This window comes from Vreelandella neptunia (assembly GCF_000712975.1).
GTDB classification, from domain to species: Bacteria; Pseudomonadota; Gammaproteobacteria; order Pseudomonadales; family Halomonadaceae; genus Vreelandella; species Vreelandella qaidamensis.
Genome location: NZ_JHQL01000002.1, coordinates 232,498 through 244,260, shown reverse-complemented (window position 1 = coordinate 244,260; position 11,763 = coordinate 232,498). Strand labels below are relative to the sequence as shown.

9 protein-coding genes are annotated in these 11,763 nt (G+C 49.9%); 7 read left to right on the top strand and 2 right to left on the bottom strand.

The annotated features are described in order from the left end of the window. The first annotated feature begins 66 nt into the window (after nt 1-66). From CR46_RS0105775 to CR46_RS0105755, 5 genes are all read left to right on the top strand, one after another. A complete protein-coding gene (locus CR46_RS0105775) occupies nt 67-426 on the top strand; it encodes a hypothetical protein (RefSeq protein WP_030070831.1) in 360 nt (119 codons plus the stop codon). A 560-nt stretch (nt 427-986) separates the two neighbouring features. After that, on the top strand, nt 987-1,193 hold the full coding sequence (locus tag CR46_RS0105770; protein WP_030070829.1) for a cold-shock protein: 207 nt from the start codon (nt 987-989) through the stop codon (nt 1,191-1,193). Nucleotides 1,194-1,506: 313 nt separating this feature from the next. Then, complete coding sequence (locus tag CR46_RS0105765) at nt 1,507-2,817, top strand: MFS transporter (protein ID WP_030070826.1); 1,311 nt, start codon at nt 1,507-1,509, stop codon at nt 2,815-2,817. Between the two features lie 512 nt (nt 2,818-3,329). Beyond that, entirely contained in the window at nt 3,330-5,102 is a 1,773-nt protein-coding gene (locus tag CR46_RS0105760) for an ABC transporter transmembrane domain-containing protein (protein ID WP_030070824.1), read from the top strand. A 37-nt stretch (nt 5,103-5,139) separates the two neighbouring features. Then, nucleotides 5,140-5,370, top strand: coding sequence for a hypothetical protein (locus tag CR46_RS0105755; RefSeq protein ID WP_030070821.1), 231 nt, complete (start codon nt 5,140-5,142; stop codon nt 5,368-5,370). Between the two features lie 9 nt (nt 5,371-5,379). Here CR46_RS0105755 and CR46_RS0105750 read toward each other — a convergent pair whose 3' ends face one another. Next, on the bottom strand, nt 5,380-6,231 hold the full coding sequence (locus CR46_RS0105750) for a diguanylate cyclase domain-containing protein (protein ID WP_030070819.1): 852 nt from the start codon (nt 6,229-6,231) through the stop codon (nt 5,380-5,382). A gap of 337 nt (nt 6,232-6,568) precedes the next feature. Continuing rightward, on the bottom strand, nt 6,569-7,978 hold the full coding sequence (mapR, locus tag CR46_RS0105745) for a GntR family transcriptional regulator MpaR (protein ID WP_030070817.1): 1,410 nt from the start codon (nt 7,976-7,978) through the stop codon (nt 6,569-6,571). A gap of 302 nt (nt 7,979-8,280) precedes the next feature. On the opposite strand from mapR, the gene ccoG reads away from it, so the two are divergent. Further along, complete coding sequence (gene ccoG / locus CR46_RS0105740) at nt 8,281-9,777, top strand: cytochrome c oxidase accessory protein CcoG (protein WP_035536352.1); 1,497 nt, start codon at nt 8,281-8,283, stop codon at nt 9,775-9,777. A 174-nt stretch (nt 9,778-9,951) separates the two neighbouring features. Beyond that, nucleotides 9,952-11,694 (top strand): GGDEF and EAL domain-containing protein, encoded by a 1,743-nt coding sequence (locus tag CR46_RS0105735; RefSeq protein ID WP_030070815.1) that lies wholly within the window; start codon nt 9,952-9,954, stop codon nt 11,692-11,694. The last annotated feature ends 69 nt before the right edge of the window (nt 11,695-11,763 follow it).

Here is an 11,763-nt window from a genome sequence, read left to right as displayed (position 1 = left end):
AACCATCTGTAAACAACCATCCGTAAACAATCATCAGTCATAAGCGATTATCAGTGGGGGGACGCAATGAGGCCACTTCGAAAACGTATCGGTCTAATGGCTGTTACTCTGCTGCTTGTAACCCTTATCACTGGATGTCGTGGCCAGTTAACCGTAACGGTGCCGTTGACTATCTTAGCGAATAACCCCACTGCCTTTGACGACAACCAAATAGTGACCCATGGCGTGGTACGGCATTTTAATGATCCACTTCACTATTGGATTGAAGACGAACACCTCAATCGTGTTGAGGTTTTTCCTCATCAGCAAATAGCCCCATTTCTAGGTGACGTCGTAGAGGTAGAAGGCCGGTTTCAGTTTTCACCGCATGAAGGGCGACGACTAACCTTGGCCCGTGTAGAGCGGGACGTTTCAAGCACTGAATAAAGGTAGTCTTCCTGGTAATCGTTTCACTTTGTAGAGTGTCACGTCATGTTATAGAGTGGGATTTGTTGTTCGCTCTGTGTTTGTTTGTACAGCTAATGTATAAAAAATTATGGCCGTTGGCCAGAAGAACCGCAACCTAGCGCTATTTTCTGGCTTGCCCCCTATCGTTGATTAGAGACTTCTTGGTCATTTTTTCTCATTTGAAATATTTTCTTATAAATTATTTATTATTAGTGACTGAAAAGAATAAGCGGCTCCCGATCACAGGTAATTACTAATATTAACCATTAATGTGAAGAAGCTTGTATGCATGTAAGCTTATGCATAAGCACTTATTGAAATATTTATGGAAGCCGTTTTTTCTTATTTAAATCTTTTTTATGACTATGGTTGACGGGAGTGCTATAGAAGCGCAGACTGATTGCAGTTGGTTAGCAAGTCGAACGTTGTCAGCAGTATCGAAGCATTTTAGCGTTGAGCCTGGTGAAAGTTTCTTGTTCTGCCCTCTGTAACTCGGGTATTTCCCCGGCATTAATTTCGCTAAATCGAGGATTTCGATCATGGCAACTGGTACCGTAAAGTGGTTTAACGACACTAAAGGCTTCGGCTTTATTTCTCCTGAAGTTAGCGGCGACGACTTGTTCGCGCACTTCTCTGAAATTCAAGCAGAAGGCTTTAAGTCCCTGCAAGACGGTCAGAAGGTTTCTTTTGACGTCACACAGGGCCAAAAAGGCCTTCAAGCTTCTAATATCAAGGTTATGGAATAAACTCCATACTGCGATATTAGCTACCGACTAGTTCGGTAAGCTTTAAAACCCCGCCAAGTGCGGGGTTTTTGCATTTTTAACTATTTATTTTTTACGTTGTTTTTAGCCTGTCTCTATAAAAAAGTCCTTTTATTTGTATAGCCGGCCCAGGTTATAAGGAGTTGATCTGCCTGTTCTTTATTTTCGTTGGAAATGATTGGCTGCTATTACATCGTTGAGCAATTATGTCTCTGCATTGCTCATCTTGGATGTTGCTACGACAATAACCTAATTGGACTTGCATTCACGCAGCATGTGACAGCGGAGACCCAGGATGAAGACCTTATCGAACATGGGGTTTGCTCTATTTGGGGCAGCCCTGGTCGCGATTAGCTATGGGCTTGCACGCTTTGCGTTTGGCTTATTCGTGCCTTCCATTAGCGCAGAACTGGAACTAACAGCGTACTTAGTCGGTATTATTGGGGCTCTGCCGTTTATTAGTTTCGTGTTGGCGACCCTGTTTGCTCCGCTCGCCGCGGATCGGCTAGGGGCGCGGAACCTGGCGGTACTCTCTGGTGGGTTCGGTGTGGCAGGTCTGGTCGTTATCAGTCAGTCGTCAAATGCCTTATCGCTTGGTGTTGGGGTGTTTATTTGTGGCATCTGCACGGGGTTGATGATGCCTGCGTTGACCGCTGCGATGCAGGCGTTGGTTAGCCGAACGATGCATGGCCGTGTTAGCTCCATTATGAATGCGGGCACGAGTGTCGGGATTATTGTGGCGGTGCCGACCGTTATATTTCTAGCTGATGCCTGGCGCTTTACTTACTCAACGTTTGCCGTGTTAGCAGGCCTGGGGGTGGTGGCAGCGTGGTACTTTATCCCCTCGGTTTCACGTGTAATACCCGCCAATGCAGCTCCGCCACCGCCAATTACGCGGTTGCAATGGTCACGTCTTATCCGGCTTTCACTCTTTGCGTTCGCAATGGGCGTTGTGTCTGCACCGTTCTGGCTGTTCGCCCCTGATTTGGTCGTCACCCTTGGCGCGTTGCCTGCTAATCAAACCGGTTGGCTTTGGTTTGCCGTGGGGCTTGCTGGGCTTGGGGGAGCCATGGTGAGTGATTTAGCTGACCGCAATAACCCGCCTATCACACAAGCATTAATGCTGATGATGCTCTCTTCAAGCCTAGTATTGCTGGCTGCTAATCCAGATCAATTAGGGCTGGCGATGTTTGCAGCGCTAGTATTTGGCCTTGCCTATATGAGTTTAACGGGTCTGTATTTAATGACGGGCATACGGCTATTGCCAGGACGGCTTTCTATGGGGCCTGTGCTGCCATTTATGGCGTGCGCATTGGGGCAGGCAGCGGGGTCCCCGGTGGTGGGTATGCTGGTAGATAGTTCTGGCTATGCCTACGCGTTTTCGGTGTTTTCTGCTATTGGCATTGTGGTGGCGATCTTATCGCCTATTTATCCAGGCCATATTGATTACTGGGCAGACTGGACGGAGGAAACAGCAGAAGAAGCGCAAGAAGAGCAGCCATCTGCTGAAGATACTGGCCTTCAGGCAGCCTACGACCACCAGCTGCTTGACGAGAACGGCGAACCCATTGAGCCTGTCGGTGAAGAAGAATCCACTACCCTCTAAATCAGTAAAAAACTAATCAATGCAGCCCCCTCATCCATTACTACCCTAAGGGGACTGCAAGCGGTTGGCTGTAATAGCAGATGCTGTAAAAGAGGGTGGTTGTAAAAGAAGATGGCTATAGAAAGTGAGCCTGTCGCAATAAACGAAGCACAGTAACGGCGGCCCTCGTGGTCTTAAGAGGGGCGAGTGACTTTTCGCCAAGGCTTGCCTTCGCAGGTCGCATAATTTATGCAGTCGGCTAGGCAGCCACGGCAAGGTAATCGCGTTGGCGTTGTTGCTGGCGTCGGTTTTGTTGGCGCTGTCATTGTCATCGTTTTGGGCCTTTTTAGAGGATGGTACGGTTAATCTGGGCGCCATGGACTAATAGGGTGTGGGCGCTATTAGTTACTTTAACACCCCCTTACCCGGTAACCCAGCAGTGGCGAAAGCGCACACTACGCAATTGTTGGCTGCAGGCCGCCTTAGAGCCTGCTATGGTCGAAAACCGCTTTTCTTAGCGAGTATCTATCTATATGAGCCAGCGCCCCAATCGTCGTGTCCTGCTTCGGTTATTAGCACTCTTGCGTCCTTATCGTTTACGTCTTGCCTTAGCGGGCTTCGCCCTGCTGCTAGCGTCTGGCAGCGTGCTGTTGCTGGGCAACGGCTTACGTTTAGTCATCGATAATGGCTTTTTGGCGGCGGATTCCCAGGCGTTGGCCAAAACGCTGGGGTTAATGCTTGGCGTGGTAGCGCTATTAGCGATGGCATCAGCACTGCGTTACTACCAAGTCACCTGGATTGGAGAGCGTTTGGCGGCGGATCTACGCCAACGTGTTTTTGACCATTTGCTCACTCTGGAGCCGAGCTTTTTCGAGAGTGCTAGCGATGGCCGTGCAGCGGGGGAAGTCGCGTCGCGGCTGACTGCCGACACCAGTGTGTTGCAAAGCCTATTTGGGTCATCGATTTCACTGGCATTGCGTAATCTGGTCATGTTGGTGGGGGCGATAGTGTTGATGCTGGTGACCCAGCCGTGGCTTTCAGCGATGGTGCTTTTGGGTATTCCTGCCACGCTGCTGCCGATTGTGTGGTACGGCCGGCGTGTGCGGCGGCTTTCGCGCACCAGCCAAGATCGTATTGCGGAGCTTGGTCGTTATGCCGAAGAGGCACTTAGCGGGCTCCAAACCCTCCAGGCGTTTAATCACGAAGCCGTTGATAAACGTCGCTACGGCCAGCGGGTAGAGCAGGCATTTAGTAGCGCGGTGGCGCGAACCCAGCAGCGTGCCTGGTTAACCGGTGTCGCGTTGCTGGTGGTTTTTAGCGGCGTTGGGTTAATGCTTTGGCAAGGTGGGCAGGCGGTGCTGGCGGGCACCATGAGTGCTGGTGAGTTGTCGGCATTTATTTTCTACGCGCTACTTGCGGCAGGTGCGGTGGCTACCTTAGCGGAAGTAGCTGGAGATGTGCAGCGCGCCGCGGGTGCGGCTGAACGGCTGCTGGAGCTATTGGATACCCACCCCACCATACAGTCGCCGGCCAACGCCGTGGCATTGCCGCCCGCCCGTGGTGAAATAACCCTAGAAGATATTCGCTTCACCTATCCGGGGAGAGAAACACCCGCCCTTAGTGGTTTTAATGTGAGCATTCAGGCCGGAGAGCGGGTGGCCGTTGTTGGGCCCTCTGGGGCTGGCAAAAGCACCTTGCTGGGGTTGCTGCTACGCTTTTACGACCCAGACCAAGGGCGCGTTACGCTGGATGGTCTTGATATTCGCACGATAGATATTGCTGAGTTGCGTGGGGCCATGGGATTAGTTGCTCAAGAGCCGGTACTGTTTAGTGGCTCGGTGGCTGACAACCTTCGCTATGGCTGCCCTGAAGCAAGCGATGAAAGGCTGCGTGCAGCTGCTGTTGATGCCAGCGCCAGCGACTTTATCGACGCGCTTCCCCAAGGGTATGACACGCCTCTTGGCCCAGGTGGTGTACAGCTTTCCGGTGGCCAGCGCCAGCGGTTGGCGATTGCCCGTGCGCTGCTTAAAAATCCGGCGGTACTACTGCTGGATGAAGCGACCAGTGCGCTAGATGCGGAAAGCGAGCGCCTTGTACAACAGGCGCTGGATAGGCTAATGCGCGGACGCACCAGCATTGTGATTGCTCACCGCTTAGCGACGGTGATTAATGCCGATCGCCTGTTGGTGCTGAAAGATGGCCGGCTTGTGGCCTCGGGCAGCCATGCTGAATTAATGACCACTAGTCCGCTTTATCGTCACTTAGCGGCGTTGCAGTTTGGCGCAGAGGCGTCGTTCGCCATATAGCAGTAAGCGCGATGAAATGATAAGGGGGATTTAACATATGTCATCACGACTGGGTGATCGTAACGTATGGTTTGGACTGCTGCTTGGCATGCTGGGGCTTATCTATATTCGGAGCATGGCTGCGAGTGGTTTGGCTGAGGTGCCACACATAATGGCGTCGCTGACCATTTTAATCCCAATGACCCTGTTTGGAGTGGTACTACGCAGCCCTTGGCCTGCAATCGTGGCGCTCGTTGCTTTAATGGTTATTAACATGACACTCAGCTAATGCTACCTATTAGCGGCACTTTTTTACTTTATACATAGCATTATCGGCATGCTTGAGCAGCGTATCGGCATCCTCCCCATCGGCAGGGTAGCAGGCCACACCGATACTACAGGATGGCATGCTGATCTCTCCAAATTCTGCGCCTAGTGGTTTCGCCATGACGGTGAGAATCTGATCTATCTTTTGTGAAACGCTCTTAATTGACTGGATGTCCGTCAGTAGTACCGTAAATTCATCACCGCCCATCCGCGCGACGGTATCCGTTTCGCGTAGGCAGCTTTCTAACCGTCGAGCCACCGTACAGAGCACCCCATCGCCCACGGCATGTCCATAGGTATCGTTAATTAACTTGAAGTCATTAATATCCAGGAAGAGCAGGGCGAGGCGATTCTGATGGCGCCGAGCTGCGCTGATACTGGTGGTCAAGCGATCATAGAAGAGCGACCGATTTGTTAGCTTAGTGAGTGGGTCGTGATGAGCAAGAAAGCGCAACTCCTCTTCGGCTTGCACTAGGGCGGTTACGTCCCGTGCTACACCTATCCGAACCTCCTCTTCTTTATACCAGCGGGCAGACCATAAAATGTGTACGGTGCTACCATCCTTGCGGAGATAGCGGTTGCGGAAATCGACATGGTGCTGGCCATTCATAACCCGGACAATAGATGCTCGCGTAGCCGATAGGTCATCAGGATGCATATAGTTAGTGATTAGAGAGCCAACCAGCTCATCGGCACGGTAACCAAGCAATGACTCACAAGCATCGCTCACAAAGAGGATGTGATTGTCTCCATCGACCACGAAGACCGTGTCCAGCATCAAATGAACCAGCTTTGGATAGAGCGCTTGTAGGTCGACAGTCATAGGTTAAGGTCTATTATATCGCTCGAGTAGCAGTGAGGTTTAATTTTTATTAACGTCACTATCATTAATAGGACACAATGACTCAAAAACCAAATAATTATTTACCAGCCTATGTATTTCGCGGGTGGGCGTGAATTATTTTTAAGAGTAGTTTGTAAAAGTCGCTTTTAAGAGCCGCTTTTAAGAGCCGCTTTTAAGAGCTGCTTTTAAGAGTAGTTGTAAGAGCACTTTTTAAGAGTACTTGAACAGAACTTCTTTTAAGAATTGTTGTGAAGAATTGCTTTAGCGCTGCTTTGTCGTTGCTAGGTGGTGCTGTTCCATAACGTAGCTTGGGCGATTAAAACAGATTTAGCAGCTGTCCAAGGGTTTCCATGCCCCGTTCGCTCCGCGCTGTCCATGGATGGCCGTAGCTTAAGCGTACGCAGTGCCGGAACTGTTGGGTGGCCGAAAAGATGGGGCCTGGGGCTAAGCTAACGCCATGGTCGCGCGCCATGTTAAATAAGCGCAGCGAATCCACCTGCTCAGGAAACTCTACCCACAAAAAATAGCCGCCAGCAGGGCGGGTAATACGCGTTTGGGTGGGGAAGTGGCGATCTGCAGACGCTAGCATACTGCCTTGTTGGGCTTCTAGCGCATGGCGGAGCTTACGTAAGTGGCGGTCATAACCACCGTGCTGTAAATAATCGGCAATGGCTGCTTGGGCGGGAATGGAAGGCGAGATAGTCGTCATTAACTTCAGTCGTGAAATGGCTTCTGCGTAGCGTCCGCCTGCTACCCAGCCAACACGATAGCCAGGCGCCAAGCATTTCGAGAAAGAGCTACAGTGGATAACTAGCCCCTCCTCATCAAACGCTTTTACCGGAGCAGGAGGGGAGCTACCAAAGGTCAGCTCGGCATACACATCATCTTCTAACATGGGAACTTGATGCTGCTTTAATAGCTGATACAGCGCCTGTTTTCGTTCCTTGCTTAGACTGGCACCGAGTGGGTTTTGCAGATGGCTCATAAACCAGCAGGCTTTAATAGGCAATGCTTCCAGGCGTTCTGCCAATATCTCTAGATCAATGCCCTCCCGTGGGTGAACCGGAATTTCCACCGCTCGCAGCTTCAGCCGTTCCAACACTTGTAAGCTGGCATAAAACGCCGGTGACTCAATCGCTACAAGGTCTCCCGGCTGGGTTACGCACTGTAGGGCTAAGTTAAGGGCCTCCATTGCGCCATTGGTAATCACCAGCTCTTCCATCGGTAGTTGAATACCGCCTAGCATGTAGCGCAAGGCAATCTGTCGACACAGATCGATATGCCCAGTGGTCATATCAGCCACCACTTGCTGAGGCGAAAGTGCTCGTAGCCCCCGTGTCATGCTGGTGCTAAGACGCGAAAGCGGGAAAAGTTCGGGGCTTGGAAAGGCGGACCCAAAGGGCACCGTTCGGTCATCCTGCAGTGAGTCGAGTACCGAAAATACGAGCTCACTGACCTCTACTTCCGCTGGGTCGGTGGGTTGCAACGTCATCCGTGGTTCACCCAGCAGGCGCCGAGCATGTTCACGAACAAAATAGCCTGAGCGCGCCCGCGCTGTGATGAGGCCGCGATTTTCCAGTAGGTAGTAAGCCTGAAACACCGTCGACGGGCTGATCCCGTGGCGGTGGCTGGCCTGGCGAACAGACGGGATCCGCTCGCCAGGGCCAAGCACGCCCTGGCGGATCAGCGTGGCTATCTCATCAGCAAATTGTTCATAACGTTTCATGGTGTAAACCATCGTCGATGCGTTGAGTAGAGCAGAGCGTCAATATACGCCATTACAGTGAGGCTCTCTGCCGTTGGGGGAGGCCACTGTGGCGCATGTAAGAAACTTAAAACAGGCTCACGTCTATTAAAAAAAAGCATATCAGCAGCGGGGTTGCTAGTGGGCAATCCTTAAACTGATACGCACTATTTCTCTAAAACTGCGCCTGTTTGTAGTGCCGCTTAGTGGGGATAGTAGTGGTGAATCATCGGCGACGCCCCTCGATCGTATAGACCTCTATTCTCTCCTTTTTGGATATCGGTATGACGCAACGCATTCCACTGCAAAACCTGACCACAGACCCTTCGGTTAGTCACCATACGCCATCCTCTCAGCCATCTCATGCTCAGCCATCTAGCTATCAGCCACCTCATCATAGTAAGCCCCCTAAGCTTGGGCATGTGTACGTGCGAGAGATAGGTGGTTTTTTTCAGCGCATTCGGCGTCGCTCGAATTGGTTGCTAATGGCGCTGTATTTTGGCTTGCCATGGGTCAGCTGGGGGGATCGGCCGCTGGTATGGTTCGATCTTTCTGCACAAGAGTTTCATCTGTTTGCGGCGACGTTTTATCCACAAGACTTTATCTTACTCACCTGGATCTTAGTGCTGTGCGCGTTTGGCCTGTTTTTGATCACAGTAGCGGCTGGCCGAGTGTGGTGTGGCTATAGCTGCCCGCAAAGTGTTTGGACCTTTTTGTTTATTTGGTTTGAGCATCGCTTGGAAGGGCCGCGGCACCGGCGCATACGCCGTGATAAGGCACCACGTACGCTGGATACGCTGTGGCGTAAGACAGCTAAACATACCGCTTGGCTGCTAATTGCTTTGGCAACAGGGGTCACCTTCGTCGGTTATTTCACGCCGATTAGAGCGTTGGTGGTGGATTTTATCAGCCTAAATGCGCACCCCTGGACGCTATTTTGGATCGGCTTCTTCACGGTTTTTACGTACTTAAATGCTGGCTGGCTGCGCCATCAAGTATGTCTTCATATGTGTCCTTACTCGCGCTTTCAGTCAGCGATGTTCGACGCTAATACGCTGATCGTGTCTTATGATGCTGCCCGTGGTGAGCCGCGTCGCAATCATCTCCAGGGCAATCATCTTAAGAACAATCATCTCCATAAGAGTATTGAAACAACCCGGGTTGGCGACTGCATCGACTGTGAGCTGTGTGTTCAGGTATGCCCAACAGGTATCGATATTCGTGATGGGTTGCAGTATGAATGCATTGGCTGTGCCGCGTGTATTGATGCCTGTGACAGCGTAATGGCACGTATTAATAAACCGCTTGGCCTTGTGCGATATACCACAGAACGGGCGTTGTCAGGTAAAACCACCCGTTTTTGGCGTCCGCAGCTAATTGCTTACGCGGTAGCACTGCTCTCCATGGTGGTACTGCTCGTTAGTTTCTTGAACGCGCGAGTACCTATCGACGTGGACATTGTGCGGGATCGGCAAACGCTGTTTGAAGGCACGGCAGATGGGCGGGTCATTAATTATTACAACGTAACGCTACGTAATCACGATAGCCGGCCGCATCGTTATGCGCTATCAGCCGCGGGTCTGCCAGGCTTGCGTTTACAAGGAGTGGAAACCATTGAGGTAGAAGCTAACAAAACCCGCCACTTACGCATTGCACTGACCGTAGAAGAGGACACCCTTAGGCTGCCCAGCCACTCTATTGAGCTACATTTTGTCGCTTTAGACGACCCGTCGATAACAAGCTCCAACGAAACACGCTTCCTAGGGCCTCAAAGAGAATAACTGTTTCCTGAGAACGCTCCCTCTGGGGGGCTTTTCATGTGGATATTGAAAATTCTTATCTTTGTATCAAATAGTTACGCTTTAAAAATGGCAACTTATTTCATTATCAGAGACTATACGCATATGTAAAATACTTTTACTCATAAATCATCGTGACTTTACTCAAGGCAGATCATGGTTATAGCTAACTTATATGCGCTTAATGATTTCCCTGTAGGGTGCATGGTGACCGACTATAAACGTCGGATTCTCTATAGTAATCGCTATCTTGAGCAATATCACGGTTATTCAACGGATGAAGTAGTGGATATTGATCTGTTTACGCTATTAAGCAGAGCGTCACAGATTATGTATGACACTTATATAGTGCCTATTTTGGTACGTGAAAAACGGTGCGAAGAAATCCGTCTTTCTATGGTGACCCGCTCTAATAGCGTACTACCCATTGTGGTTAGTGTACGTTGTGGCGATAGCGACAATGAACGACTTTTTTGGAGTATTAGTAGTGCTAGCCGCTCTGAACAACTGTTTGAAGAGCTGACAGAAACCAAACAACTGCTAGAGCAAAAAGTTTCTTTGCTGCGTACCATATCAGACACTGACCAGTTGACAGGTCTACCTAATCGCACTGCCTTGACCAAACACCTTGACCAGAAAATCGTTGATTCCAAGAAAGATGGCTTGGCATTTGCGCTTGCGTTTGTTGATCTTGATGGATTCAAAGAGGTTAATGATCGCTACGGTCACCATATGGGCGATAAAATACTCCAGCTAGTCGCTAAGCGATTGGCCAGTAACCTCAGAAGTGATGACTTAATTGCCCGCTTTGGTGGTGATGAGTTTGTGATTTTTTTAAATAGCAGCTTTAGTGCCAGTTTAGTAGAAGAAGCACTTTCTCGGCTGATCAGTAAGTTAGCAGAACCTTTTGATATCGATTCTGTGCTTTTACAGCTCTCGGCCAGTATTGGCGTTACGCTATATCCACAGTCGAAAGACGTTGAGCCAGACCAGCTAATCCGTCAGGCTGACCAAGCGATGTATCAAGCAAAGCTTGCTGGTAAGAATCAGATATGTCTATTCAATGTCGACAATGAGCAAGTGCAAAAAGGCAAGCAATCAGAGCTATCTGCCATTAGGGAGGCGATGGAAGATGGCCAGTTTGAGCTTTACTATCAACCAAAAATCAATATGTTGACGGGTAAGGTGCTGGGAGCAGAAGCTCTCATACGTTGGAACCATCCTGATGAGGGGTTAAAAGCACCGGCTACTTTTTTACCTGTGCTTACTAATACGGCTACCGGGATAGAGCTGGGACGCTGGGTAATTAATAGCGCGCTTTGCCAGCTTCAGGCGTGGCTTCAGCAGGGTTTGAATTTCCATGTGAGTGTTAATATTGATGGGTATCACTTACAGCATTCCCAGTTTCTTCACGATTTAAGCAGCCTACTAGCAGGCTTCCCCAACTTACCTAAACAGCGGCTTGAGCTTGAAGTGCTGGAAACAAGCACTATCGAGGACGTCAGTCATGTTTACTCGGTGTTGACTGCCTGTCGTATGATGGGAATTCGTATCTCATTAGATGACTTTGGGACCGGTTACTCCTCATTAAGCCACCTAAGAGACCTATCGGTCGATACACTTAAAATCGATCGTAGTTTTGTACAAAACATGCTGACTAGCGTTGGCGACCTTGCCATTCTAAAGGGCGTTATTGGTTTTGCAGGCGCGTTCGAATGTGACTTGGTCGCAGAAGGTGTTGAAACTCTTCAACATAGTCAGCAGCTTATTGAACTAGGCTGTGAATGTGGACAAGGATATTTTATTGCCCGCCCGATGACAGCGACCGCTTTTAAAAAATGGATCGAAGAGTGGGAGAATGGGGGGTTTCAACGAAAGTTTAAACATTCAGGTGTTTGAGTTCGATAGCATGAGATTAATTTTTTGAGATAGTTTAGTGAAGTATTTTAATCTAAAATTAGCGATAAT